Genomic DNA, 25929 nt, shown 5'->3' on the forward strand with positions numbered 1-25929 from the left:
GACACTTGTCGGGATGAATCCCGACCCACGTCGTCGCTTGCCGTTCTCGGCAGCTGGGCGATGCGGCTCTGGTCATGGCTTCTGCACCACGGTGAGCACCGCGCCGCCGGGGGCCTGCGCCTGGATCGCGCGGTCGTACATGGACTCCGCATAGGCCGGGGGCACCTGGAACTTGCCGGCGTTGGTGGCCTTGATGCGGTAGACGAACTCGCGCACGTCCGGCGTGGCGGTGCCGTAGATCACCACGCGATCCTCGCGGATGTCCGCGTAGTCGGGCGTCCAGGTGGAACTGGCCAGGCCAATCGGCGAGCGCCACGAGGAGGCTGCCGCTTGGCTGCCATCGGACGCGCCGCTGTCCTCGCCCGCCGGCGCGGCGGCCGGCGGCGTCTGCAGCACCGGATCGAAACCGCCCGGCAGCAGATCCACGATCGCCACATTGCCCACGCCCGCATCACCGGTGGCGCGGATCTTCAGGTGCACGTCGATCTCCTCGCCCACCGTGACCTGGTCCAGCGGCTTGCCCTTGGTGTCGGTGTAATCGCGCACGATCTCGATGCCGTGCCTGATCGCCTCCTTCGACGTGCCGCGGTCGTAGCCGCCCTGGGTGGCGATGCGCCAGGCCGGCAAGTCGCCGTGATTGGTGAAGCGCAGGGCCTGCGCCGCACTGCTCCACGTGCCGCCCTGCAGCATGCCGCCCTGGGGCTGGGCGATGGACTTCACGCTGCCGCTGGCGAGCACCTCGTCGATGCCGAGCTTGTCGAGGTTGGCGGCGGTCTGCTTCGCATAACTGTCCAGCGCCAGTACCGTCATCGCCGAGGACAAGGTGTTGTAGTCGCCGTGCGCCAGGGGCCACGCGAGGTTCTCGAACACGCGCGGCGGCAGCGCCTTCGCTTCCAGCGGGAAGTGTTCGGCGACGAGGTACAGCACGCTGGCGTCGCGGGTCAGCGGGTCGTAGTAGTAGCCGTAGCTGAAGTCCTCGGCGGCCTTGGCGCGCGTCAACGCCTTCAACGGACCGGCCATCAGCCGGTTCGCCTCGGCATCCTGCTTCAGCAGCTTGTACGAAGCGCCCAGCCAGGCGGCGGCAAGATCGTTCTTCCATTCCTTCGGATACAGCTCGTCGAGGCGCTTCTGCACCGCGGCAAGATCGTTGGTGGTGACGTTGCCCTGCCGGGTCAGCAGGTACACCGCGTAGGCGCGCTGGCGCAGTTCGTCCAGCGTGTCCATGCCGTCGTTCGCCGCCAACTGCTTCAAGTACTGGTTGCCGGCATCGAGCATGTCCCGCGGCACGGCCACGCCGCGTTCGCGCGCCTCGATCAGGAAGTTCATCGCATAGTCGGAGACGAAAGGTTCCGCATCGGGCGTGGCCGACCACAGGCCGAAGCCGCCCGCGCCGTTCTGCCGCGCGTGCAGCACGTCGAGGAACTTCGCCAGCGCCGCATCGTTGCTTATCGTCTTGTCGCCCAAGGCGGGCTGCAGCGCGTGCGCGAACACCGACACCACCGGCCACTTCGACACCACCAGCCGTGGCATCGCCGAGCTGATGATCTGCTCGCTGCAGTAGTGCTGGTAGTTCACCAGATAGCTGGTGATGCCTTGCGCCAGCACCACCGGCAGCGAGGAGATCGCCGCATCGCGAGAGGCATAGGCGTCGTACAGCGGGCGCAGCGGTTTCAGCTCGGCCTGGCTGTTCGATTCCACCCGGCCCACGTCGACCTGGGTGCGATAAGCCGCAGCTGGGCGCACCGACACGTCGATGCCCTGCTTCGCCGACTTGCCACCGTAGCCGGCGGCAAAAGCCAGATGACCGGAGCCCAGTTGGTCCGTCGCCTTGACGCGGAAGCGCACGACGCCCTCGCGCATCGAGGCCAGGCTGACGTCCTGCGTGGCCGGGCCCAGCACTTGCAACTGCGGCCCGGTCTGCAGCGTCACCGCCACCGGCACGGCCTTGCTGCCGATGTCGGTGAGGTTGTTCGCCACGCCCACGCTGACCTCGGCCTCGTCGCCGGGCGCCAGCGTGGTGGGCACGTTCGGCGAAAGCACAAAGTCGCCGCGCACCGTGGTGGCGCCCTCGAACGTGCCGATGCGCTGTGGTGATACCGCCACCGCCATCACGCGCAGCCGGCCGTTGAAATAGTCCGGCACGGTGTAGCTCAGATCCTTCTCGCCATCGACGTCGACGATGCCCGACCAGTACGCCACCGGCTTGTCGCGCTTGCGCTTGAACGGGTTCAGCTGCCGGCCGATCGCGGCATCGGCGTCGCCACCTGGCGCGGCCGCCAGCGACATCAGCTTCTCGAAGTCGGGCAGGATCAGGTCGAGGATCTGCGCGGTGCGCACTTCCAGCATCTTCTTCCGGAAGAAGAACTGCAGCGGATCGCCCAGCTTGTAGCGCGCCACCTGCAGGATGCCTTCGTCCACCGCGAACACCACGGCCTTGGTCGGTTGCGCGGCGTGCAGCTTGAAGGTCACCGTGTCTCCGGGCTTCACCAGCGCGGGCGTATCCACCGTGAGCGCGTTGCGCCGCACGTCGAGGTTCACCGAGAACGGCACCACGCCGTAGCTGAGCGGGCTCATGAAGATCTCGTCCGAAGACGGATCGCGCACGAACTGCACGTTGACGTAGCCGTTGCCCTCGAAGCCCTTGGGCACGGTGATGCTCTGCACCGAACTGGTGGTGTCGGCGTGGAACCAGGCGTGCGCGTAGACCTTGTCGCGCTCGATGGTGATGAGGCCGCTGCCGGTGTAGGGCGCACGAATCGCCACGTGGATGGTGTCCCCGGGCTGGTAGTCGCTCTTGTCAAGGCTCAGCTGCAGCTCGGCGTTGCGCTCCAGCGAGCGCGACAGGTTCGCGTTGCCGGCCACCGAGTAGGTCACCCGGTTGACCTCCTTGCGGTCACTGCCGCGCAGGATCACCAGCGCGTAATCACCGGGTTTGTCGGTGGCGAGCGTGTAATCCTGGCCGCCGGCGGGGATCGCCAGCGCCTTCTCGTCGACCGGGATCTCCTTGAGCTTGGACTCGTACTTGTAGACACCCGAGCCTTGTTTGGTGAGCACCGAGACGTAGCGGCGCTCGACCAACTGCGCCTTGAGGCCATCCAGCGCGATGGATTTCGCATCCGGGGCTATCGCCACCAGATGCACCTTGCGCACCGCGTTGCGGCTCACGTAGCCGAGGTCATCCTCGCTCTTGTAGCCCACCAGCCAGTCGTTGGCGGAAACGAGGGTCTGCGTGGCGGCGGCCACGCTGCGGCCGCCGTCGGCCTCATGCACCTTGGCGAGGAAATAGAGCTGGTAGGTGGCGTCGGCGTACTTCTTGAGGTCGAGGTCGAACTCGGCGTGGCCCTGGTCGTCGGTCCTGCCGTCGGCAAGGTTCTCCTCGTAGCCCTCCTTCGCGCGGCGGATGTCGTAGAAGTGGTAATCGGGCCAGCTGTGGAAGGCCGGCCACGCCGGGCGCAGGGTGAGCGAGGCTTCGACAACGCGATTGGCTGCCGGCGTGCCGAACAGGTTCTGCGCGTCGACCAGGCCCTTGAGTTGGTCGGGCTTCACCCAACCCTCGGCGACGGCCTGCGAGAACTTGGCGGCCACCTTCAGGCGGTCGGGCAGGAACTCCTTTACCTGCACCGTGGTGCTGCCGATCTGGGTGTCGGCCTTGCCGCCGCGCATGATGTAGAGATTCACCGCCCAGGTGCCGGTGGGCGCGGTTTCGGCGGGCGTGTAGGAAAGCTCGCCGAAGCCGGTGGCGTCCATCGCCAGCGGCACCTGCTTCACCGTGGTGCCGCGCGGGTCGACGATGTCGGCCTCCAGCGGAATGCCGGCCACGTTGCGCGCCCAGTCGGCGGCGCGCACGATCAGACCGATGTGAAAGGTGTCGCCGGGGCGGTAGATGCCGCGGTCGGAGAACAGGTAGCCGCTGAGCTGGCCCGCGTTCGCCGCGTTCGCCTCGCCGCCGATGTCGAAGCGCGAGAAATCGAGCTGGCGGTCGTAGCTGCCGATGGGCAGGAAGGAGAGATCCTCGCCCTTGGAGACCACGTACATCGCGGGCTTCTTCTCGCGCTCCAGTCCCTTGAGGCTGGGAAAATGCACCACGCCATCGGCGCCGGTAGCTTGCGTGTACAGCGTCTGGCCGTTCACCGCGAGCACGGAGACACTGGCGCCCGCCACCGGCTGGCCGCTGGCAATGGATTGCACGAACACGTCCTGGCTGCCGTCCAACGCGCGTTTCACCAGCATGCCCAGGTCGGTGACCACGATCAGGCGGTTGTCGCCAGGGGCGTCGCTGCCGTCGCCCTCACCGTTGCCGCTGTTGTCGTCGCCACTGTCGTTGCTGCCGTCGGCAGCGTCGCCGCTGGCCAGCGTCGCCGAACTCGCCGCGGCTGGCATGCCTGCCGACTGCCCCGGCGCGGGAGCCAGCCCCTGCCGCGCCAGTGCGCGAGCCTTCGCGGCGGCGGCGGCCTTCCGCGCTGCTGCTGCCGGGTCGTAGCCCGACAGGTGCAACCAGAACACACCACGCTTGCCGGGTTTCAGGTACTGGCCGAGATCCACGCCCTCGTAATGCGCCTGGCCCGGCGCACCCTTTGGAAAGCCACGCTTGATCTCGTAGCGCTCGACGATATGGCTCTCGTCGAAGTCGTACGGCAATTGCGGGTGGCTGTAGTCGCCCTGGTTGAGGCTCACCAGGTGCTGCAACTGGTCCGGCAGCACGCGGCCGATTTCCACCTGCATGCCCGGCAGGTTACGCGACACCACCGAGACGCGCTTGCTGCCACCCAGCGACAGCAGCGAACCGCTACCCACGAAGCGCAGCAGCTTCGGGTAGTCGGGCACGGTGAACACTTGCGCCACCGGTTTGCCCAGCACGTAGCCGCCGAAGGATTTGATGCCCTTGCCGATACGCACGTAGACGCGATGCCCCGGCACGGCGTGGTACTTGAAGCTCTGCAGCGCCTGGTAGTCGTTCTCGGTAGGCACCAGGACGAGCTGGAGCGGCTGCGCCTTGCGCAGCACATTTTCGCCCACCTCGGACACGCCCCAGTCGTAGGGCGTGCCATCGTCGGCTGGCTGCTCCCCCGGCTTCTGCGCAGGCAGCACCCAGGCGCGGATCGCATCGGCCACGTCGCTGCCGCGCACCGCGCCGCCGAAGTTCGCCACCAGCACCTGCTCGGGTTCGTACTTGTCGTTGTCGACCAGGGTGGGCGAAAGATCATCCACGGTGAGGCTGTACAGGCCGGGGATGCGCACGCTGGCCTTCAGCGCATCCTTGCTGCCCTCGCCGCCGCGCGAACTGCGCACACCGCTGTCGACGTCCACCGCCACTGCGCCGTCGTCGTGCGGCAGCGCCAATGGCTGCGAGTGGATCCACGCATGCAGGCGGGTCGCGTCGTAGGTCACCGTGTACTTCAGCACCGGGCCACGCTTGCCGTCCTTGTCGACCAATGCCAGCGCGATGCGCCGCTCGAACTGCGCGGCATCGATTGGGTAGTCGAAATCCACCGGCACGATCACCTGCTTGGCGGTGGCGTCCTGCGGGTCCTGGTAGAACTCGCCCTTGCCCAGCGCGGCGGTGAACGGCGCAGTATCGAACTCGAATGCGTCGTCGGCCATCAGTACCTGCGGTGCGAAAGCCTTGCGCACGTCGAAGCGCACCTTGTAGTGCTGGCCCACCGGCCAGTCTGCGGCGGGCGTGAAGCGCAGGGTGTGGTCATCCACCCAGATCCACTGACCCTTGGTAGCCGGGCGCATGTCGATGCCGGTTGTTACCGGCTTGCCCACCAACTCGATAGGCGCGGCCGAGCCGGAGAACTGCAGCTCCAGCGGGTGCACCACGATGGGCGGCTTGCTGTAGTCGGTGACGGCGGGCGCCACCACCTTCCAGCTGATGCGCTGCGGTTCGGGCGGGCGCGGGCGGTTCTTGTACCACTGCCAGCCGAACCAGCCCCCAGCCACCAGCAGCAAGGCGGCGAACAGGATACCGGCCGAACGCAGCGGGCGTCGTTGCACCGCGTGCATCCAGCCGGGAGCCGACCAGCTCACGTCGCCAAGCAGCGGCCGCAACAGCAGGCCAAGCACGAGTCCAATGGCGCGCAGCAGACGCACCGGCAGCAGGAACAGGAACCGCAGCAAATCCATGGTGCTTCCCTCGCTTCATCCATTGCACGGCTTCGGCGCCATGCCGAAACCGGGAGCATGCAGGTGCAACAAGGCCCCGCACGACATGCGAGGCCTGATTCTTCGAGTTTCCCCTTGCGTATCCTGCGCCGCGAACATGGCGGGATACGGTCGCGATTCTGGCACGGCGATGCCGTGTCAGTCAGCGGCGCGACATCACAATGTGGCGGCGATCTCGCGCACCACCGGCGCCAGCGCCGGGTCCTGCAGCGCCATGTGCATGGTGGCGCGTACCAGGCCGGCCTTGTTGCCGCAGTCGAAGCGGGTGCCTTCGAAGCGGTACGCCAGCACCTTGCCCTGCTCTTTCAGCAACGCCTCGATCGCGTCGGTGAGCTGGATCTCGCCGCCGGCGCCCGGCGTGGTGCGCTCCAGCAACTCGAAGATGCGGCCGGGCAGCACGTAGCGACCCACCACCGCGAGGTTGGACGGCGCGTCGGCGGGCTTGGGCTTTTCCACCATGTGGCGGATGCGCGCGCTGCGTCCGTCCACCGGCACGGCGTCGACGATGCCGTACTTGTCGGTCTGTTCGTGCGGCACTTCCTCCACCGCGATCACGCCGGCGCCTTCCTTGTCGCCCACCTCGGCCATCTGCCGCAACGCGCCTTTGCCGGCGCCATTCCAGATCAAGTCGTCGGGCAGCATCACGCCGAACGGCTCGTCGCCCACCACGGGCTTCGCGCACAGCACTGCGTGGCCCAGGCCCAGCGCCTCGGGCTGGGTGACGAAGATCGCGCGCACGTGCTTCGGCAGCGTGCCCTGCACCAGCGCGAGCAGCGCGCCCTTGCCCTTCTCGTGCAGCTTGGCTTCCAGCTCGTAGGCCTTGTCGAAGTAGTCGGCGATGGCGTGCTTGTAGCGGTTGGTGACGAAGATCAGCGTGTCGGCGCCGGCGTCGACGGCTTCATCCACCGCGTACTGGATCAGCGGCTTGTCCAGCACCGGCAGCATTTCCTTGGCCACCACCTTGGTGGCGGGCAGGAAACGCGTGCCCAGCCCGGCCACGGGGAACACCACCTTGCGCAACGGCTTGCTCACTCACTTCTCTCCTGTTTCCTGGCGACGGATCGAGACCACGTTGTCCGGCTGCGCCGTTTCGCTCCAGCGGAAGGAGGGCAACAGGCTGGACACGCAGCGCCGCAGCTCCTCGTCGTTGTCCACGGCGACCATCTCGCCCGCCTTGTGCATCATGGCTTGCAACAGCTCCCACGACACCTGGCGATGCTGGGCCAGGAAGATCTTCGCGTGAGTGGTGGCGCTGTACTGCTCCAGCGGATGGAACAGTTCCTCGAACAGTTTCTCGCCGGCGCGCAGGCCGGTGTAGACGATAGCGATCTCGCTGCCGGGCTTCTTGCCGGCCAGCCGGATCATCTGCTCGGCGAGGTCGCGGATCTTCATCGGCTCGCCCATGTCCAGCGCGAAGATCTCGCCGCCCTTGCCCAGGCTGGCCGCCTGCAGGATCAGCTGGCAGGCCTCGGGGATGGTCATGAAGTAGCGCGAGATCTCCGGGTGGGTCACGGTGACCGGCCCGCCTGCGCGGATCTGCTGGCGGAACAGCGGCACCACCGAACCGGCCGAATCGAGCACGTTGCCGAACCGCACCGTCATGTAGCGGGTGTCGGCGTGTGCGTCGAGGTTCTGGCACCAGATCTCGGCGATGCGCTTGCAGGCGCCCATCACGCTGGTGGGATTGACCGCCTTGTCGGTGGAGATCAGCACGAAGCACTCGACCCCTGCGTCGCGCGCGAGGTCGGCCATGGTGCGGGTGCCCAGCACGTTGTTGAGAAAGGCCGCGCGCAGCTGGCCTTGCAGCATCGGCACGTGCTTGTAGGCCGCGGCATGGAACACCACCTGCGGCTGCGATTCGGCCAACACCTTGCGCATCAGTACGCTGTCGCCGCAGCTGGCCAGCACGCCTTCGAGCAGCAATTCCGGATAGTTCGCCCGCAGTTCGCGGGTGATCAGGTAGAGGTTGTATTCGCTGTGGTCGACCACCACCAGCGATTGCGCGCCCAGCCGCGCCACCTGGCGGCACAGCTCCGAACCGATCGAGCCGCCGCCGCCGGTGACCAGCACCCGGCGGCCGCCGATCGTCTCGCGGATCGCCGTCCAGTCCAGCTCCACCGCATCGCGGCCGAGCAGGTCCTCGATCGCCACTTCCTTGATCTCGTTGAACTGGGCGCGGCCGGCGACCACGTCGTCCAGCCGCGGGATCGTGCGGTACGGCAGGTCGCTGGCGTCGCACAGTGCCACCACCCGGCGCATCTCGCTGACCGAAGCGTTCGGCAAGGCGATCAGCAGCATCTCCACCGCCGCTTCGCGGGCGATCTCCGGCAATTGCTCGAACTGGCCCAGTACCGGATGCCCGTTGATGCTCGCCCCGCGCAACGCGGGGCGATCGTCGAGGAAACCCACCACGGCGTAGCCGCCATCGCGATGGAGATCGCGCGACAGCACCTCGCCGGCACGATCCGCGCCCAGGATGAGCACCCGCCGCATCGAGCGTTCCCCGGTCACGCCAAGGCGACTGTCCTTCCAGTAGCGGTAGGCCAGCCGCGGCACGCCCAGCACCACCGCCAGCACCACCGGGTACAGCAGCAGCATCGAACGCGGCACGCCCTGCAGCCGGTTGAACATCGACAGCAGCAACCAGACCGCCGTCGACCCGAGCACGGCGGCACGCAGTATGTTCCACAGGTCCGGCAGGCTGGCGAAACGCCAGACGCCCTTGTACAGGCCGGTCCAGCGGAAGATCAGCCCCTGCGCCAGCAGCACCACCGGGAACTCGAACCAGCGGAAGTGCACGACATCTTCCGGCCGTACCGCATAGCGCAGCAGCTTGGCGACCCACCAAGCCAGCGCGGCCATGGCCAAGTCATGCAGCATGACCGCCACGCGGGGATGGATGATGCCGACTAGCCTACGCAGCGACATGGCGGTCCTTGGGCGAATGGCGACGCAGACAACGCCGCTTGAGCAGCAGCCACAGCACCGCCGCGGCCAGATAAGTGCCCATGGTAGTCGGCAAGGCCCATCGTGGATGACTGAAGGCCAACCAGGCCAGCGGCGCGGCAAGCAGCACGTTCCATGTCATGTAGATCACGCCTCCCCCGGCATGCGTGAAACCGCACCGGACCAGCCACTGGTACAGATGCTCGCGGTGCGCAGTGTACCAGCGCCGCCCGCGACAGAACCGTGACAGCAAGGTCAGGCTGGCATCGGCGACGAAGGCCGAGGACAGGATCAGCGCCGGCCACAGCAGTCGTGTCTCGACCCGCCACAGCATCGCCGTAAACGCGAAGATCAGCAGCCCCACGCTGCCGCTGCCCACGTCGCCCATGAAGATGCGCGCCGGCGAGCGGTTCAGGCACCAGAAGCCGAGGCTGGCCGTGGCCAGGCAGCCTGCGGCCAGCGCCAGCGCCTGCTGTCCGGCGACCCAAGCCAATAGCGCCAGTCCGGCCCCCACGAACATCGCCTGCTGAGCCAGCAGGCCGTCGATGCCGTCCATGAAATTGTGCAGGTTGACGCTCCAGGCGCCGGCCAGCAGCAGCACGGGCAACCACCACCACGACAGCCCGTCCACCGCCAGGGCAGCAGCGAACAGCAGCACCGCCAGCAGCTGCGCCCCGAAGCGCGGCAGGATCGGCAGCGAGCGGTGGTCGTCCCACCAGCCGGCCAACGCCACCAGCAGCAGCGCTGCCAGCAGGCCGGCCACCAGCAGCGGCGACCACGATGCCACAGTGCCGAGCAGGACCCCGGGCAAGCAGGCGAGTGCCGCGATGACGATGCCGATGCCGCCACCACGCGGCGTGGGGTTGCTGTGCGAACGCCGCTGGCCGGGACGGTCGAGCATGCCGCGACGGTGCGCATAGGCGATCGCCGCGCGCGCCGACAGCCACGCGATCAGGAAGGACAGCAGCAACCATCCGATGGTCATGGCAGAACGTATCACTCGTTGGCGACGCCGTGGATGGGCCGGATCGTGCTCCAGCTCTTGCAGCTGGGGCACTGCCAGTGGTGCGCCTTGGCGCCGAAGCCGCAGCGGCTGCAGCGGTACATCGCCTGCCCCTCCAGCAGCTTCCGGGTGAGGTCGCGCAGGATCAGGAAGTTCTCGCGTGCCTCGCCCTCGACCCGGTCCATGGTGGCGTCGATCAGCGCCATCAGGCCGCGCACCGAAGGGCGCTGGCGCAGTTGGGCGGTAAGGAAATCCACGCCCGCCCGCTGGCCGTCGCGCTGCTGATACAGGCGGGTCAACGCCAGCACCGGCGAGATGCCGTGGTAACGCCCCAGCATGTCGCGCAGGAAATGCTCGGCGCGATCCATCTGCTGCGAGCAGGCATAGCTGTTCAGCAGCGGCGGCAGGATCTCGGGCACGAAGGCGATGTCCGCGCCGATCGCCGCCTCGTAGGCCTGCACGGCCTCGGCATGCTGCCCTTCCTCGGCATGCAACCGCCCGGTCAGCATCCAGGCGCGCACGCAATCGGGCTGGCAGCGGAAGGCCTGTTCCAGATAGTCGCGCGCCTCGACCCGCGCGCCGTGCTGGCGCGAACGCTCGGCCAGCTCGCAGTAGAACTGCGCGATCATCGGTGCCTCGTCCTCGCCGGTCATCACTTCCAGACGGCGTGCGTGTTCGATCGCCTTGTTCCAGTCGCGCTCGTGCTGGTAGATCGCGATCAGGTGGCGCAGCGCCGAAGGTGCATGGGCGTTCATCGCCACCAGGTCGGCGAAGAGCGCCTCGGCGCGATCGAGCAGGCCCGCGCGCATGTAGTCCTCGCCCAGTTCCAGCAGGGCCACCGTCTTCATCGGCTCGGACAGATTCGGCCGCGAGACCAGATGCTGGTGCAGGCGGATCGCCCGGTCCACCTCGCCACGGCGGCGGAACAGATTGCCCAGCGCCAGATGCGTCTCGACCGTGTCGCGGTTGTATTCGGCCAGCTTGAGGAAGACCTCGATCGCCTTGTCCTGCTCCTCGTTGAGCAGGTAGTTCAGGCCGCGGAAATAGTCCGAGGACAGCTCATTGACTGCCGCGCCGGAACGCCGCGCGCTGGCACGACGGGACGCCCACCAACCCAGCACGAAGGCGACGGCCGCCAGCGGCAGCAAGGCGTACCAGGACATCATGCGTCGGCCGTCTTCTTGCCGGCTTCCTTGCGGCGCTGCCGCTGCAGTCGCTGTTGCCGCAGGCTCACGCCCAGCCAGGCAGTGAGCCCGCCCAGCAGCCAGCCCAGCACCAGCGCGGCCAGCAGGGCCGCCCCCTTGGGCAGCCGCACGCGAGCAAACGCGAAGTCGTAGCCGACCAGGTCGGCATTGAGCGCGCCCACCACCACGCCGGCGGCGACGAAGAACACGAGGATGAGGATCACGATCAAGCGCATCCGGCGACTTTACCCGATCGTCCGCGCATGGCGCAGCAGGCGGACCTGGCCATGCGGGCGCGATTCAGCGGTGCCCGTGCGGGCCGAGGACGGCTTGTCACGACAAGGACGCCGGTGCCTCATCGGCGCCGGACCCATTCATCGCGAATGGATGGGGACAGCCGAGGGGTGCGAGCCGGAGCCGCCGACTCGAAGACCGCCAGGACGGCGATTTTCGAGATTCCAAAAAACAAAGGCAGGACCGGCTCGCGCCGCCTGCCTCGGTACATTCCTTGCGCGTGCGGCCTCAGCCGGCCACGGCCTCTTCCAGCCGCTGGTTGACGCGTTCGCGCAGTTCCTTGCCGGGCTTGAAGTGCGGCACGTGCTTGCCGGGCAGCGCCACCGAGTCGCCGGTCTTGGGATTGCGCCCCATGCGCGGCGGCCGGTAATGCAAGGCGAAGCTGCCGAAGCCGCGCACCTCGATGCGCTCGCCCTGGGACAGCGCCTGGCTCATCTGCTCGACCACGCTCTTGACCGCGAGCTCGACATCGGCAAACGCAAGATGGGTCTGACGCCTGGCCAGCGCCTCGATCAATTCGGATTTGGTCATGGTCCCCGTGTCCGCGACGTGTGACTCCGCGCTGCGTGGTGCGGGGCGGCTTCTGGCCGCCCCGCACCGGTGTCGCAACGCTTACTCGGCCTTGTTCAACTGCTCCTTGAGCAGCGCGCCGAGCTTGGTGGTGCCGCCGGCAGCCGAGGAGTACTCGGCCATCGCCTCCTGCACGTCTTCCTCGTCCTTGGCGCGGATCGACAGCGACAGCTGACGGCCCTTGCGGTCCATGCCGGTGAACTTGGCCTCGACCTTGTCGCCCACCTTGAGGTGCTGGGTGGCGTCGTCGATGCGCTCCTTGGCGATGTCGTTGGCGCGCAGGTAACCCTCCACGCCCTCGCCCAGGTCGATCACCGCACCCTTGGCGTCCACTTCCTTCACCGTGCCGGTGACGATGCTGCCGCGCGTGTGGTTGGCCATGAACTGGCCGAACGGATCCTGCTCCATCTGCTTGATGCCGAGCGAGATGCGCTCGCGCTCCGGATCCACCGCCAGCACCACGGCCTCGATCTCGTCGCCCTTCTTGAAGTTGCGCACGAGGTCTTCGCCGGACATCTGCCAGGAGATGTCGGACAGGTGCACCAAGCCGTCGATGCCGCCGTCCAGGCCGATGAACACGCCGAAGTCAGTGATCGACTTGATCTGGCCGGAGACCTTGTCGCCCTTCTTGTGCATGGCGGCGAAGGCTTCCCACGGGTTCGAGCGGGTCTGCTTGATGCCGAGCGAGATGCGGCGACGCTCTTCATCCACGTCCAGCACCATCACCTCGGTCTCGTCGCCGACCTGCACCACCTTGGCCGGATTGACGTTCTTGTTGGTCCAGTCCATCTCGGACACGTGGACCAGACCCTCGACGCCCGGCTCGATCTCGACGAAGCAGCCGTAATCGGTGACGTTGGAGACCTTGCCGAACAGGCGCGAGCCGACCGGGTAGCGACGCGAGATGTTCACCCACGGATCGTCGCCCAGTTGCTTCAGGCCCAGCGAGACGCGGTTGCGCTCCTTGTCGAACTTCAGCACACGCACTTCCAGCTCGTCGCCGACGTTGACGACTTCGCTCGGATGACGCACGCGCTTCCACGCCATGTCGGTGATGTGCAGCAGGCCGTCGATGCCGCCCAGGTCCACGAACGCGCCGTAGTCGGTGAGGTTCTTCACCACGCCCTTGATCACGGCGCCCTCGACCAGGCGCTCCAGCAGCTGCTCGCGCTCGGCGGAGAACTCGGTCTCGACGACGGCGCGGCGGCTGACCACCACGTTGTTGCGCTTGCGGTCGAGCTTGATGATCTTGAACTCGAGTTCCTTGCCCTCGAGGTAGGTCGGCTCGCGCACCGGGCGCACGTCGACCAGCGAGCCCGGCAGGAACGCGCGGACGTCCTTGATGTCGACGGTGAAGCCGCCCTTGACCTTGCCGGAGATCATGCCCTTGATGGTCTCCTCCTTGTCGAACGCCTCTTCGAGGTCGTCCCACACCATCGAGCGCTTGGCCTTCTCGCGCGACAGCTTGGTTTCGCCGAAACCGTCTTCCAGGGCTTCGAGAGCCACCTTCACGGGATCGCCGACGCTCACCTCGAGGGTGCCGTCCTCGCCCTTGAACTGCTCGATCGGGACGATGCCTTCGCTCTTCAGGCCCGCGTTGATCACGACGACGTCGTTGCGGATCTCCACCACGATGCCGGTGACGATGGCACCGGGCTTCAGCTTGGCGATGGCCTGCTGGCTCTGTTCAAACAGTTCGGCAAAACTTTCGGTCATGTTGATTCCAGAATGGGAAAGGACGGCTGCGATGCCCCGTGCGGGACTTGCACCGGCAGCGATCCACCGGTCGGGGTGTCTTCGGAACGGCCTTGCGGCACGCCCGTCGCCACCATGGTTGAATCCACGGCCACCATGGCCGGGGAACGGAAACCGCCGCGCCGCCCGGTCAGGGCTGCACGACGGCGAGAACCTTTGTGACTACCTGGTCAATGTCCATGCCGGTGGTATCCACCAGCACGGCCTCCGGCGCGGGCTTCAGTGGCGCGACCGTCCGCGACGCATCGCGGTGGTCACGCGCCTCGATCTCGCGCTGCAGACTCGATAGTGTAACGTTGAGTCCCTTTTCCTTCAACTGCTTATAGCGCCTTTTCGCCCGTTCGGCAGCGCTGGCGGTGAGGAACACCTTGAACGGCGCATCCGGGAAGATCACCGTGCCCATGTCGCGCCCGTCGGCCACCAGGCCGGGCGCCTTGCGGAAACCCAGCTGCAGCTCCACCAACGCCTGCCGTACCGGAGCGATCGAGGCGATCGCCGAGGCCGCCGCACCGGCGGTCTCGGTGCGCAGTTCGTCGGTGGCGTCGTGGCCGTTGACCAGGATGCGGGTGTCGCTGCCGTCGGTGCTGGCTTGGAAGCGGATCTTCGTGGCCTGCGCGCAGCGGGTCACCGCTTCGGCGTCGGAAAGATCCAGCCCCGCTGCCCCGGCGGCGTAGCCCACCGCCCGGTACAGGGCGCCCGAGTCCAGCAGCCGCCAGCCCAGGTGCTCGGCCACCCGCCGGCTGATCGTGCCCTTGCCGGAGCCCGAGGGGCCGTCGATGGTCAGCACGGGGACGACGGCGGTTCGGCTCATGACGGATCCTGGTCAGGCGTGGGGCCCGCATGGTATCGCGCCGACCTCCGCGGCATCGCGTACCATGCCGAAATTCCGCGCCACATGCTCCATTGCCACGCCATGAACGATCTCCGCCATGCATTCGATCAGGCCGCCGAGGACGTGAAACGGCTGGACTATCGTCCCGACAACGACACCTTGCTCAAGCTTTACGCGCTCTACAAGCAGGGTTCGGAGGGCGACGCGCAAGGCGAGCAGCCCGGCTTTTTCGATTTCGTGGGCACGGCCAAGCACGCGGCCTGGTTGCAGTTGCGCGGCCTGCCGCAGGGCGAGGCGATGCGCCGCTACATTGCTCTCGTGGAGCAGTTGCGGGCCTGAGCCGCGGACGGCGCTTGCGTCCGCGCTTCGCAACAGGCACATTCATACGATCGTTTGAACACGGTCGCGCCATGGACTTCCCCCACCTGTTCGCCCCGCTGGACCTGGGCCACGTCACCCTGTCCAACCGCATCCTGATGGGCTCCATGCATACCGGGCTGGAGGACAGGGCTGCCGACTACGACAAGCTGGCCGCCTATTTCGCCGAGCGCGCCCGCGGCGGCGTGGGGCTGATGGTGACCGGCGGCATCGCGCCCAGCATCGAGGGCTGGCTGAAGCCGTTCAGCGGGCGCCTCACCCTGCCCTGGCACAAGCCGCGCCACCGCAAGCTCACCGGCGCGGTGCATGCCGAAGGCGGGCGCATCTGCATGCAGATCCTGCACGCCGGACGCTACGGCTACCAACCGCTGTCGGTGGCGCCGTCGCGAATCAAGTCGCCGATCAGCCCGTTCACGCCACGGGCGCTTTCCGCAGGCGGCGTGGAGCGCACCATCCGCGACTTCGTGCACTGCGCGCAGCTGGCCCGGGAAGCGGGCTACGACGGCGTCGAAGTGATGGGCTCGGAGGGCTACCTCATCAACCAGTTCATCGCCGCGCGCACCAACCACCGCGACGATGCCTGGGGCGGTGACGCGGCGCGGCGCATGCGTTTTCCGGTGGAAATCGTGCGCCGTACGCGCGCGGCGGTGGGCCGCGACTTCATCATCATCTACCGGTTGTCGATGCTGGACCTGGTCGAAGGCGGCCAGGACTGGGACGAGATCGTCACGCTGGCCAAGGCCATCGAAGCCGCCGGCGCCAGCATCATCAACACCGGTATCGGCTGGCACGAGGCGCGCGTGCCCACCATCGTCACCAGCGTGCCGCGCGCCGGTTTCGCCTGGGTGACGCGGAAGCTCAAGGGCGAGGTTTCCATCCCGCTGGTCGCCACCAACCGCATCAACATGCCCGAAGTAGCCGAGCGCGTGCTGGCCGAAGGCGATGCCGACATGGTCTCGATGGCGCGCCCGCTGCTGGCCGATCCCGCGTGGGCGAACAAGGCGAAGGCCGGCTGCAGCGAACACATCAACACTTGCATCGCCTGCAACCAGGCCTGCCTCGACCATGTCTTCGTCAACAAGCGCGCGAGCTGCCTGGTCAACCCGCGTGCCTGCCACGAGACCGAGCTGAAAATCGAGCCGGCGCCGCACCGCAAGCGCATCGCCGTGGTGGGCGCGGGACCGGCTGGCATGGCCTGCGCCGCCACGCTGGGCGAGCGCGGCCACACGGTGACCCTGATCGACCGCGCCAGCGGGATCGGCGGCCAGTTCAACTACGCGAAGCGGATTCCGGGCAAGGAGGAGTTCCACGAAACCTTGCGCTATTACCGCCATCGCCTCGCCAACGCCGGGGTCGAAGTGAAGCTGGGCGTCGAGGCCGAGGCCGCCTCGCTCAAGGCCGCCGGTTATGACGAGGTCGTGGTCGCCACCGGCGTGCTGCCACGTCGCGTGAGTTTTCCTGGCAGCGACGACCCGCGCGTGCTGGGCTACCTCGACGTGCTCGCCCGCGACCGGCCGGTAGGTGGACGGGTGGCGGTCATCGGCGCCGGCGGCATCGGTTTCGACGTGGCCGAATTCCTGGTCGAACACCAGCCCTCGCCCACCACCGACGTGGCGCGCTGGGCCAGCGAATGGGGCGTGGATACACAGCTCGTGCAGCGCAGCGGCCTCCAGTCGCCGCAACCCGAGGTGCCGTTGCGCCAGGTCTGGCTGCTCCAGCGCAGCGAGGGCCGCCCCGGCGCCCGGCTCAACAAGACCACCGGCTGGGTGCACCGCGCCACGCTCAAGGCCAAGCGCGTGACCATGCTGGGCAAGGTCACCTACGAACGCTTCGACGATCGCGGCTTGCACCTCACGGTTGACGGAAAGTCACAGATTCTGCCGGTCGACACCGTGGTGGTCTGCGCCGGCCAGGAGCCGGATCGCCGCTTGGCCGGGGAACTGGCGGCCGCGGGCATCACGGCACATCTGATCGGCGGCGCCGACGTGGCGGCCGAGCTCGACGCGAAACGTGCCATCGATCAGGGAACGCGGCTGGCTTGCCAGCTCTGAGCGTAGACAAAGGCAAGAAAACCGCAAAAGAAAACGCCTCGCGAAGCGACGCATCGATAGGGCCCGGGGGGGGAGTGGCCAGTATCGTGTCTAGCGTCGCTGCGAGGCGAGGGTCACCACCATCGGGGGAGGGGGGTAGATGGTGGGACGGGAGGCATTTTATGAGCGACGCGTTCAAGTATCTAATATATATTTAGATCGTTCCTTATATGTATTTCGACTATGTTTGACTTCCGCCAATTGCGCTACTTCATCGCGGTCGCCGAGGAGTTGAGCTTCACTCGCGCCGCGATCCGCCTGCACATCTCCCAGCCACCGCTTTCCCAGCAGATCCAGGCGCTGGAACGGGACCTCGGCGTATTGCTGCTTGAACGCAGCAAGCGCCGGGTCGCCCTGACCGAGCCTGGACGGGTCTTCCTGGAACAGGCACGGCAGGTCCTGGCACAGGCCGAACTGGCACGCAGTCGCGCCACGGCGGCTGCGGCCGGCCACAGCGGCCAATTGCGGCTGGCCTACACGCTGTCGGTATCGTTCCACCCCGCCCTGCCGCACGCCCTGCTGCGTCACCGGCAGGTGGCGCCCGAGGTGAACGTCCAGTTGTGCGAGATGTACACCGAGCCGCAATTCGCGGCCTTGCTGGCCAACGAGATCGACGTGGGCTTCGTGCGCGACCGGCCCAGCCACATCCAGGCTGCGCGCCAGTTGCAATTGCGCGTGCTCGACCGCGAGCCCCTGCTGCTCGCCCTGCCCTCCAGCCACCCGCTGGCCGCACGCGAGGAACTGCGCATGGGCGAGGTGGCCGACGAAGCCTTCGTCACCCAGCCGCGCGAATTGGCCGCCACCTTGCACGACCGCCTGCGGACGCTGGCGGCCGAGGCCGGCTTCCAGCCCCGCATCGTGCAGCAGGCCCAGCAGATCAACGGCCTGCTGGCGCTGGTGGCCGCCGGCCTCGGCATGGCACTGGTGCCGGCGACGATGCGCGCGGTGCGCCTCGACGGCGTCAGTTATGTGCCATTGGCCGACCACGAGGCCCACCTGCTGCTGGCCGTGGCCAGCCGGGTCGGCGACCCGTCGCCGGTGTTGGCACAATTCCTCGCCACCGTGACGGAGTCCGCCGGCGGCGCCGACGACTGACGGGGCGACTTGTGGCTGGCGATTCAGCAAGTTATACTTGCGCGCTAGATTTTTTCGTTTGGTATCAGGAGCTCGCCGTGAAGGTGCTTAACTCGTTGAAGTCCGCCAAGGCGCGGCACCGCGACTGCAAGATCGTGCGTCGTCGCGGCAAGGTGTTCGTGATCTGCAAGAGCAACCCGCGTTTCAAGGCCCGCCAGCGCTGATTCCGGCGCGGCTTGTGCCGACGAAAGGCCGCGCCATGCGCGGCTTTTTTGTTGCCCGTCGCGCAGGCTGCACGCAAGCAGGAAAAACAAAGGCCCCGCACGAGCGGGGCCTTTGCATGCAACCTGACCGCCAGCTCACGCGTAGCGCACGCCGGTGATCTCGTAGCGCTTCACGCCGTTTGGCGCGTTGAACTCGAAGCTGTCGCCCTCGAGCTTGCCGATCAGCGCGCGCGCGATCGGCGAGGAGACCGCGATCAGGCCCTGCTTGATGTCGGCCTCGAGGTCGCCCACGATCTGGTAGGTCACCTCGGTGCCGCTGTCCTCGTCCGCCAGGTCCACGATCGCGCCGAACACCACCTTGCTGCCGGGGTTGAGTCGCGAAACGTCGATCACCTGGGCGGTGGAGAGCAGCGCCTCCAACTGGGCGATGCGGCCCTCGATGAAGCTCTGCAGCTCGCGCGCGGCGTGGTACTCGGCGTTCTCCTTGAGGTCGCCGTGAGCGCGGGCCTCGGCGATCGCCGCGATGATGCGCGGACGCTCCGTCGACTTCAGCCGCTCCAGCTCCGCGCGCAGCCGTTCCGAACCGGACTTGGTGATGGGGGCACGCGCGCTCATGCGTTCAGCTCCTTGTGCAGTTCCTGCAGGCTGTGCACGTCCTCGCTGCCGTGGAAATCCAGCGAATGAACCAGCGCACGCGCGCCCGCGACGGTGGTGGAATAGGTGACGCGCTGCTGCAGCGCCTCGCGCCGGATCGAGAACGAGTCGGCGATCGCCTGCTTGCCCTCGGTGGTGTTGACGATATAGACGATCTCGCCGTTCTTGATCAGGTCGACGATGTGCGGCCTGCCCTCGAGCACCTTGTTGACGCGCTCGCAGACCACGCCGTGGCCATTGAGATAGGCCGCCGTGCCGGCGGTGGCGACCAGGCTGAAGCCGCGGCGCAGCACCTCCTGCGCCACCGGCAGCAGGCGGTCCTTATCTGCATCGCGCACCGACACGAACACCTTGCCCTTCGGCGGCGTCTTGATGCCGGCGGCGTCGTGACCGCGCGCGAACGCGGCCCCGAAGCTGCGGCCCACGCCCATCACCTCGCCGGTGGAGCGCATCTCGGGGCCGAGGATGGGATCGACGTTCTGGAACTTCAGGAACGGGAAGATCGCTTCCTTCACCGAGTAATACGCGGGAATCACTTCCTTCGTGGCGCCCTGCTCCGGCAGCGACTTGCCGGCCATCGCGCGCGCGGCGATCTTCGCCAGCGGCACGCCGGTGGCCTTGGACACGAACGGCACCGTGCGCGACGCGCGCGGATTCACTTCGAGGATGAACACGGTATCGCCCTGGATCGCGAACTGCGTGTTCATCAGGCCGATGACCTTCAGCTCCTTCGCCATCGCAGCGACCTGTCGGCGCATCTCGTCCTGCACTTCCTGCGAGAGCGAGTACGGCGGCAGCGAGCAGGAGGAGTCGCCGGAATGCACGCCGGCCTCCTCGATGTGCTCCATGATGCCGCCGATCAGCACGTTGCCCTGGGCGTCGGCGATGATGTCCACGTCCACCTCGACCGCGTGGTCGAGGAAGCGGTCCAGCAGCACCGGCGAATCGTTGGAGACCTGCACCGCCTCGCGGATGTAGCGCGCAAGGTCGGCGTCGTCGTACACCACTTCCATCGCGCGGCCGCCCAGCACGTAGCTGGGGCGCACCACCAGCGGGTAGCCGATCTCGCGCGCCAGCGCGAGCGCCTCGTCGGCGTTGCGCGCAGTGCGGTTCGGCGGCTGGCGCAGGCCGAGCTTCACGATCATCTGCTGGAAGCGTTCGCGGTCCTCGGCGAGGTCGATCGAGTCGGGCGAGGTGCCGATGATCGGCGTGCCCGCGGCTTCCAGCGCGCGCGCCAGCTTCAGCGGGGTCTGGCCGCCATACTGCACGATCACGCCTTTGGGCTTCTCGAGATCGACGATCTCGAGCACGTCTTCCAGCGTCAACGGCTCGAAGTACAGGCGATCGGAGGTGTCGTAGTCGGTGGAGACGGTTTCCGGGTTGCAGTTGACCATGATGGTCTCGAACCCGTCCTCGCGCAGCGCCAGCGCGGCATGCACGCAGCAATAGTCGAACTCGATGCCCTGGCCGATGCGGTTCGGGCCACCGCCCAGCACGATGATCTTCTCGCGGTTCGTCGGGTTCGCCTCGCACTCTTCCTCGTAGGTCGAGTACATGTAGGCGGTGGTGGTGGCGAACTCGGCGGCGCAGGAGTCCACCCGCTTGTACACCGGCCGCACGCCCAGGGTGCGGCGCAGGTGGCGCATGGCCGCCTCGTCGCTGCCGGTCAGCTCGGCCAGGCGCGCGTCGGAGAAGCCCATGCGCTTCAGTTCGCGCATGCGCGGTGCGTCCAGCGCGGCGATGCCTTGCGCCTTGACCGTGTTTTCAGCCAGCACGATGTCCTCGAACGCGGCGAGGAACCACGGATCGACGCGACTGAGTTCGTGCACTTCGTCCAGCGTGAGGCCGGCGCGGAACGCGTCGGCGAGATGGAACACGCGATCGGGTCGCGGCTCGCGCAGCTCGCGCTTCAGCGTAACCAGGCCGTCTTCCGTGGCGATGTCCAGCCCGGTGGGGTTGAGTCCGGTCTTGCCGATCTCCAGTCCGCGCAGCGCTTTCTGCAGCGATTCGGTAAAGCTGCGGCCGATCGCCATCACCTCGCCCACCGACTTCATCTGGGTGGTGAGGCGGGCGTCGGCGCGCGGGAACTTCTCGAACGCGAATCGGGGAATCTTGGTGACCACGTAGTCGATGGTCGGCTCGAACGAGGCCGGCGTCTTGCCGCCGGTGATGTCGTTCTTCAGTTCGTCCAGCGTGTAGCCCACGGCGAGCTTCGCGGCGATCTTGGCGATCGGGAAGCCGGTGGCCTTGGAGGCCAGCGCCGAGGAGCGCGACACGCGCGGGTTCATCTCGATCACCACCACGCGGCCATCCGCGGGATTGATGCCGAACTGCACGTTGGAGCCGCCGGTGTCCACGCCGATCTTGCGCAGCACCGCGATGCTGGCATCGCGCAGGCGCTGGTATTCCTTGTCGGTGAGCGTCTGCGCCGGCGCCACGGTGATCGAATCACCGGTATGCACGCCCATCGGGTCGAGGTTCTCGATCGCGCAGATGATGATGCAGTTGTCCGCGGTGTCGCGGACCACTTCCATCTCGAACTCCTTCCAGCCCAGCACCGATTCGTCGATCAGCACCTCGTGCGTGGGCGAAAGCTCCAGGCCCCGTTTCACGATGGCCTCGAACTCTTCCTTGTTGTAGGCGATGCCGCCGCCGGAACCGCCCAGCGTGAAGCTGGGGCGGATGATGATGGGGAAACCCAGCTCGGCCTGGATCTCCACCGCGTGCTCGTAGCTCTTGGCCACGCCGGACTTGGGGCTCTCCAGCCCGATCTCGGTCATCGCCTGCTTGAACAGCTCGCGGTCCTCGGCCATGCGGATCGCGTCGCGCTTCGCGCCGATCAATTCGACCTTGTACTTGTCCAGCACGCCGTGGTCGGCGAGGTCGAGCGCGCAGTTCAGCGCGGTCTGGCCGCCCATGGTGGGCAGCACCGCGTCGGGCTTTTCCTTGGCGATGATGCGTTCCACCGTCTGCCAGTTGATCGGCTCGATGTAGACGGCGTCGGCCATCTCCGGGTCGGTCATGATGGTGGCGGGATTGGAGTTCACCAGGATCACCCGGTAGCCCTCTTCCTTCAGCGCCTTGCACGCCTGCGCGCCGGAGTAGTCGAACTCGCAGGCCTGGCCGATCACGATCGGGCCGGCGCCGATGATCAGGACGCTCTTGATGTCTCTACGCTTGGCCATCTCAGCGGGCCTCCTGCATCAGCTTGGCAAACCGGTCGAACAAGTAACCGATGTCGTGGGGGCCGGGCGAGGCTTCCGGGTGGCCCTGGAAGCAGAACGCGGGGCGGTCGGTGAGCGCGAAGCCCTGCAACGTGCCGTCGAACAGCGAGCTGTGGGTGATGCGCACGTTCGCCGGCAGCGTGGCCGGGTCCACCGCGAAGCCGTGGTTCTGGCTGGTGATCAGCACGCGGCCGTCGTCGCGGTCCTTCACCGGGTGATTCGCACCGTGGTGGCCGAACTTCATCTTCAGCGTCTTCGCGCCCAGCGCGAGCCCCATGATCTGGTGGCCAAGGCAGATGCCGAACAGCGGGATCTTCGCGTCGAGGAAGGCCTTGGTGGCGGTGATCGCGTAGTCGCAGGCCGCCGGATCACCGGGGCCGTTGGACAGGAACACGCCGTCCGGCTGCATCGCCAGCACTTCGGCAGCCGGGGTCTGCGCCGGCACCACGGTGATGTCGCAGCCCTGCTCGGCGAGCAGGCGCAGGATGTTGTGCTTCACGCCGAAGTCGTAGGCGACGACCTTGAAGCGCTTTGCCGGCTGGTTGAAGGCCTGGGCGTCGAGGTCGTAGACGCCCGCGTTCCACGCATAAGCCTTGCCGGTGCACACCACCTTGGCCAGGTCCATGCCGTTCAAGCCCGGGAAGGCGCGTGCCTTGGCCAGCGCGGCGGCCTCGTCCACGGTTTCGCCGGCCACGATGCAGCCGGCCAGCGCGCCCTTGTCGCGCAGGATGCGGGTGAGGCGGCGGGTATCGATGCCGGCGATCGCCACCACGCCGTGGCGCTTCAGGTAATCGGGCAGGCTTTCGGTGCTGCGCCAGTTGCTCGCCCGGCGTGGCACGTCGCGCACGATCAGGCCGGCGGCATGCACCCGGTCGGACTCGGCATCCTCGGCGTTGCAGCCGGTGTTGCCGATGTGGGGATAGGTCAGGGTGACGATCTGCCGGCTGTACGAGGGATCGGTGAGGATCTCCTGGTAGCCGGTCATGGCGGTGTTGAAGACCACCTCGCCGACGGTTTCGCCAGTCGCGCCGACGGCGTGGCCGTGGAACACGCTGCCGTCTTCGAGGGCAAGCAGAGCAGGGAGAGACATGGGAACCGCCTTTCGGGTGCAGCAAAGTCCGCAAGCCGCACGAGGCAGGCTTGAGAACCTTGGAAGGGAGGGCATTCGGGCGGGTCACAATGATAGGCGCGACGACGCTGGCTGTCCACTTCGATCGAGGCAAAGACGTTGCTTCCGTCAGCCAGCGTATCGCCGCGCGGCGCTACACTGCGCATCGTTTCCAACGGAGTGAAGTCGGTTCATGAGTCCGGACGCCCTGCTCGATCCTGCCCGTCTCGAACGCCCGGACACCTTGGTGCGGCAGGCACCGTTCCCGTTCATGGTCGCCCACGGCCAGTTGCCGGACGAGGCGCGCGGCGACCTGGACCGCGACTTCCCGCGTTACCCCAGCGCCGGCTTCTTCCCCTGGGACCCGGCCGATTGCGGCCCCTCGGTGAATGCACTGGTGGAACAACTCACCGCGCCGGCCTTCGCCGGGCTGATCGGCCAGCGGCTGGGCATCGCCGACCTCGGCCAGTACCCCACCCTGGTGACGCTGTGCCGCCTGCTGAACAAGCGCCACGGCACCATCCACACCGACAGCAAGTCCAAGGTGGCCACCGCCCTGCTCTACCTCAACCCGCAATGGCCCGACACCAGCGACGGCTGCCTGCGTTTCCTCGACAAGATCGACGACATCGACGCCACCGTGACGCCGGAGCTGCCGCCGCTGTACGGCGAGTTCGCGGTGTTCAAGCGCTGCGACAACTCCTTCCACGGCCACCTGCCCTACGAAGGTGAGCGCCGGGTGATCCAGGTGGCTTGGCTCACCAGCGAGGAGGAGAAGCTGCGCAAGACCAAACGCGGCAAGTTCTCCCGCCTGTTCAAGAAGCTGTTCGGCAAGCTGGACACGCGCTACGGCGCCGATCGCGATCGCAACGCCGCACATCCGGACTGAACTAGCGGATGAAGTGCCAGCCGACGTAGGCGGCAAACACGCCGTACAGCAGACCCACCGGCAACAGCCAGCGCGCATCCACCCGGCCGCGGCGGAACAGCCACCACAGGTAGACGATGGCGGCCGCTGTGAGCGCGCCGGACACGATCAGCGGCGTGTCGAACAACCACGGCGTGGCGAAGATCGCCAGTGCGCTGGGAATCGTCGCCTGGATCATCATCGCGCCGGAGATGTTGGCCAGCGCCAGCCGCTCCTTGCCCTGACGCACCCAGATCAGCGCATTCAGCGTCTCCGGCAGTTCGGTCGCCACCGGACTCAGCACCAGCGCCACCAGGTGCGGCGGCAGGGCAAGCGCCAAGCCGATTGCCTCCAGTTGCCCCACGAACACCCGCGAGGCCACGGCGATCACCACCAGTGCTGCCACAGTCTGCGCCGCCACCCAGCGCATCGCCGGCTCGGCTTGGTGCGGGCGCAGCTTCAGCGGCTCCAGCGACTCCTCCGCGGGTGCAGTGTCGACGCTGCGCATCTCGCGCCACACATACAGCGCGTAGGCCAGCAGGAACAGCACACCCAGCCACGGCTTGAGCGCGAACGCCACCAGCCCCAGGCCCACCTTCACCGCGAAGATCGCCAGAAACCACGCCTGGTCGCGGGCCAGCCGTTGATGGTCGACCCGCACCTGCATGTCTGCGCGCCGCAAGCGGGCGCGGTTGCGCCACAGCGCGATGCCCACCACCGCATAGGCGATCGTGGCCAGCACCAGCGGGCCACCCATCGCCGCGCCCACGCCGATGTCGCGCGCCTCGGGCGTCTTGCCGAAGATCACCGCCACGAAGGTCACCGCGCTTTCCGGCAGCGCCGTACCGAATGCAGCGAGCACGGTGCCGGTGGCGGTGGCACCCAGGCTGAGCTTGCGGCCCAGCCATTCGATGCCGTTGACGAAGTATTCGCAGGCGAGATAGATCGCGCCGGCCGAGACGAGGAACAGGCAGAGGGTGAGCAGCATGGGGGCACGGGGCCGGGCGAACGGATGGACCGATGGCACAGCGACACCGTTCGCCCGGCCGGGTGAACACGTCGCTGGCCAAAGGTCTCGCCGGGCAAGACACCACCGGGTGGCGATGTCTGCTGTCCGCACCATGGCGCCGGGAAACGGCGACCAAGTCTGTTGATGCGAACGCCTCGGGGGACGAGGCTGGCTACTCCCCAATGACAGGCTGGCGATGGTAGCGGCCGGCCACAACGCGGGCAAGCCGGGGCTGGGATGGCAGTGGCCGTGTGCCGCACCCTTCCCCGACGGCGCGAAGTCTGAGGCGCCCGAGCAGCAACCATGCCAGCACGACAGGCCGCGGGGCATCGAATCCGCCCCACCTAGCCGCCTGAACGGCCTGCCCCGTGGCGTTACCCCGCATTAGCAGGCTGTTGAGAAACCTCCGCGCGCCGCCGCGGTCATAGACGTTCTCAATCACTGACCGCCCGATCCGATGCGCAGCCCCGACGTCCAGCAGCTTGGCATGTTCTCGTATGTATCGGTCGAAG

The 25929-nt window shown here is 67.3% G+C and carries 18 protein-coding genes and 1 riboswitch; of the genes, 5 read left to right on the plus strand and 13 right to left on the minus strand.

Going from position 1 to position 25929, the window contains the following annotated elements; all coding sequences use genetic code 11:
- Window positions 1-72 precede the first annotated feature (72 nt).
- From B0E52_RS01325 to cmk, 9 genes are all read right to left on the minus strand, one after another.
- Entirely contained in the window at window positions 73-6126 is a 6054-nt protein-coding gene (locus B0E52_RS01325) for an alpha-2-macroglobulin (protein WP_077480987.1), read from the minus strand.
- A gap of 195 nt (window positions 6127-6321) precedes the next feature.
- On the minus strand, window positions 6322-7197 hold the full coding sequence (galU, locus tag B0E52_RS01330) for a UTP--glucose-1-phosphate uridylyltransferase GalU (RefSeq protein WP_077480989.1): 876 nt from the start codon (window positions 7195-7197) through the stop codon (window positions 6322-6324).
- Window positions 7198-9093 (minus strand): nucleoside-diphosphate sugar epimerase/dehydratase, encoded by a 1896-nt coding sequence (locus B0E52_RS01335; protein WP_077480991.1) that lies wholly within the window; start codon window positions 9091-9093, stop codon window positions 7198-7200.
- Complete coding sequence (locus B0E52_RS01340) at window positions 9080-10096, minus strand: glycosyltransferase family 4 protein (RefSeq protein WP_077480993.1); 1017 nt, start codon at window positions 10094-10096, stop codon at window positions 9080-9082. Before B0E52_RS01340 ends, B0E52_RS01335 begins: the two co-directional genes overlap by 14 nt.
- Before the next feature lie 11 nt (window positions 10097-10107).
- Window positions 10108-11277: a lipopolysaccharide assembly protein LapB gene (gene lapB, locus B0E52_RS01345; RefSeq protein WP_174575526.1), complete on the minus strand. Its 1170-nt coding sequence runs from the start codon at window positions 11275-11277 to the stop codon at window positions 10108-10110.
- Entirely contained in the window at window positions 11277-11534 is a 258-nt protein-coding gene (locus B0E52_RS01350; RefSeq protein WP_077480997.1) for a DUF1049 domain-containing protein, read from the minus strand. Before B0E52_RS01350 ends, lapB begins: the two co-directional genes overlap by 1 nt.
- Before the next feature lie 286 nt (window positions 11535-11820).
- Window positions 11821-12201 carry an integration host factor subunit beta gene (locus B0E52_RS01355; protein ID WP_256363967.1) on the minus strand — a complete coding sequence of 127 codons (381 nt, stop codon included), beginning with the start codon at window positions 12199-12201 and terminating at the stop codon, window positions 11821-11823.
- 3 nt (window positions 12202-12204) lie between these two features.
- Entirely contained in the window at window positions 12205-13878 is a 1674-nt protein-coding gene (gene rpsA, locus B0E52_RS01360) for a 30S ribosomal protein S1 (protein ID WP_077481001.1), read from the minus strand.
- A 169-nt stretch (window positions 13879-14047) separates the two neighbouring features.
- Window positions 14048-14728, minus strand: a complete 681-nt coding sequence (cmk, locus tag B0E52_RS01365) for a (d)CMP kinase (RefSeq protein WP_077481003.1) — start codon at window positions 14726-14728, stop codon at window positions 14048-14050.
- Between the two features lie 102 nt (window positions 14729-14830).
- Between cmk and B0E52_RS01370 the strand changes: the two genes are divergently transcribed.
- The 4 genes from B0E52_RS01370 to ykgO all read left to right on the plus strand — a co-directional run bounded on the left by B0E52_RS01370 (window position 14831) and on the right by ykgO (window position 18515).
- Window positions 14831-15088, plus strand: coding sequence for an acyl-CoA-binding protein (locus tag B0E52_RS01370; RefSeq protein ID WP_077481023.1), 258 nt, complete (start codon window positions 14831-14833; stop codon window positions 15086-15088).
- Window positions 15089-15159: 71 nt separating this feature from the next.
- The gene (locus B0E52_RS01375; protein ID WP_077481005.1) at window positions 15160-17178 is read left to right on the plus strand and encodes an NADPH-dependent 2,4-dienoyl-CoA reductase; all 2019 of its coding nucleotides are present in this window, start codon (window positions 15160-15162) and stop codon (window positions 17176-17178) included.
- Between the two features lie 222 nt (window positions 17179-17400).
- Window positions 17401-18312, plus strand: a complete 912-nt coding sequence (locus tag B0E52_RS01380) for a LysR substrate-binding domain-containing protein (RefSeq protein WP_077481007.1) — start codon at window positions 17401-17403, stop codon at window positions 18310-18312.
- Window positions 18313-18389: 77 nt separating this feature from the next.
- The gene (ykgO, locus tag B0E52_RS01385; RefSeq protein WP_007080705.1) at window positions 18390-18515 is read left to right on the plus strand and encodes a type B 50S ribosomal protein L36; all 126 of its coding nucleotides are present in this window, start codon (window positions 18390-18392) and stop codon (window positions 18513-18515) included.
- 135 nt (window positions 18516-18650) lie between these two features.
- Here the strand turns inward: ykgO and greA are convergent, their stop codons facing one another.
- From greA to carA, 3 genes are read right to left on the minus strand one after another with little or no spacing between them, the layout of a single operon-like run.
- The gene (greA, locus tag B0E52_RS01390) at window positions 18651-19130 is read right to left on the minus strand and encodes a transcription elongation factor GreA (RefSeq protein ID WP_077481009.1); all 480 of its coding nucleotides are present in this window, start codon (window positions 19128-19130) and stop codon (window positions 18651-18653) included.
- Entirely contained in the window at window positions 19127-22354 is a 3228-nt protein-coding gene (gene carB, locus B0E52_RS01395) for a carbamoyl-phosphate synthase large subunit (protein WP_077481011.1), read from the minus strand. The genes greA and carB overlap by 4 nt, the downstream gene beginning before the upstream one ends.
- A gap of 1 nt (window position 22355) precedes the next feature.
- Window positions 22356-23483: a glutamine-hydrolyzing carbamoyl-phosphate synthase small subunit gene (gene carA, locus B0E52_RS01400; protein WP_077481013.1), complete on the minus strand. Its 1128-nt coding sequence runs from the start codon at window positions 23481-23483 to the stop codon at window positions 22356-22358.
- Between the two features lie 211 nt (window positions 23484-23694).
- Here carA and B0E52_RS01405 point away from each other — a divergent pair, with 211 nt between their 5' ends.
- Complete coding sequence (locus B0E52_RS01405; RefSeq protein ID WP_077481015.1) at window positions 23695-24390, plus strand: 2OG-Fe(II) oxygenase; 696 nt, start codon at window positions 23695-23697, stop codon at window positions 24388-24390.
- A gap of 1 nt (window position 24391) precedes the next feature.
- On the opposite strand, the gene B0E52_RS01410 is transcribed toward B0E52_RS01405, so the two are convergent.
- On the minus strand, window positions 24392-25396 hold the full coding sequence (locus tag B0E52_RS01410) for a sodium:calcium antiporter (RefSeq protein WP_077481017.1): 1005 nt from the start codon (window positions 25394-25396) through the stop codon (window positions 24392-24394).
- 93 nt (window positions 25397-25489) lie between these two features.
- A riboswitch (yybP-ykoY riboswitch) is annotated at window positions 25490-25610 on the minus strand.
- Window positions 25611-25929 lie beyond the last annotated feature (319 nt).

The organism is Rhodanobacter sp. C06 (assembly GCF_002001105.1).
Classification (GTDB): Bacteria; Pseudomonadota; Gammaproteobacteria; order Xanthomonadales; family Rhodanobacteraceae; genus Rhodanobacter_A.

What these genes read in the sequence shown, in the direction of transcription:
- B0E52_RS01370 (WP_077481023.1), top strand. Translation starts at nt 14,831, where the DNA reads ATGAACGATCTCCGCCATGCATTCGATCAGGCCGCCGAGGACGTGAAA.
- B0E52_RS01325 (WP_077480987.1), bottom strand. Translation starts at nt 6,126, where the DNA reads ATGGATTTGCTGCGGTTCCTGTTCCTGCTGCCGGTGCGTCTGCTGCGC.
- B0E52_RS01335 (WP_077480991.1), bottom strand. Translation starts at nt 9,093, where the DNA reads ATGTCGCTGCGTAGGCTAGTCGGCATCATCCATCCCCGCGTGGCGGTC.
- carB (WP_077481011.1), bottom strand. Translation starts at nt 22,354, where the DNA reads ATGGCCAAGCGTAGAGACATCAAGAGCGTCCTGATCATCGGCGCCGGC.
- rpsA (WP_077481001.1), bottom strand. Translation starts at nt 13,878, where the DNA reads ATGACCGAAAGTTTTGCCGAACTGTTTGAACAGAGCCAGCAGGCCATC.
- carA (WP_077481013.1), bottom strand. Translation starts at nt 23,483, where the DNA reads ATGTCTCTCCCTGCTCTGCTTGCCCTCGAAGACGGCAGCGTGTTCCAC.
- B0E52_RS01375 (WP_077481005.1), top strand. Translation starts at nt 15,160, where the DNA reads ATGGACTTCCCCCACCTGTTCGCCCCGCTGGACCTGGGCCACGTCACC.
- B0E52_RS01340 (WP_077480993.1), bottom strand. Translation starts at nt 10,096, where the DNA reads ATGACCATCGGATGGTTGCTGCTGTCCTTCCTGATCGCGTGGCTGTCG.
- B0E52_RS01410 (WP_077481017.1), bottom strand. Translation starts at nt 25,396, where the DNA reads ATGCTGCTCACCCTCTGCCTGTTCCTCGTCTCGGCCGGCGCGATCTAT.
- B0E52_RS01350 (WP_077480997.1), bottom strand. Translation starts at nt 11,534, where the DNA reads ATGCGCTTGATCGTGATCCTCATCCTCGTGTTCTTCGTCGCCGCCGGC.
- B0E52_RS01405 (WP_077481015.1), top strand. Translation starts at nt 23,695, where the DNA reads ATGAGTCCGGACGCCCTGCTCGATCCTGCCCGTCTCGAACGCCCGGAC.
- B0E52_RS01380 (WP_077481007.1), top strand. Translation starts at nt 17,401, where the DNA reads ATGTTTGACTTCCGCCAATTGCGCTACTTCATCGCGGTCGCCGAGGAG.
- cmk (WP_077481003.1), bottom strand. Translation starts at nt 14,728, where the DNA reads ATGAGCCGAACCGCCGTCGTCCCCGTGCTGACCATCGACGGCCCCTCG.
- lapB (WP_174575526.1), bottom strand. Translation starts at nt 11,277, where the DNA reads ATGTCCTGGTACGCCTTGCTGCCGCTGGCGGCCGTCGCCTTCGTGCTG.
- greA (WP_077481009.1), bottom strand. Translation starts at nt 19,130, where the DNA reads ATGAGCGCGCGTGCCCCCATCACCAAGTCCGGTTCGGAACGGCTGCGC.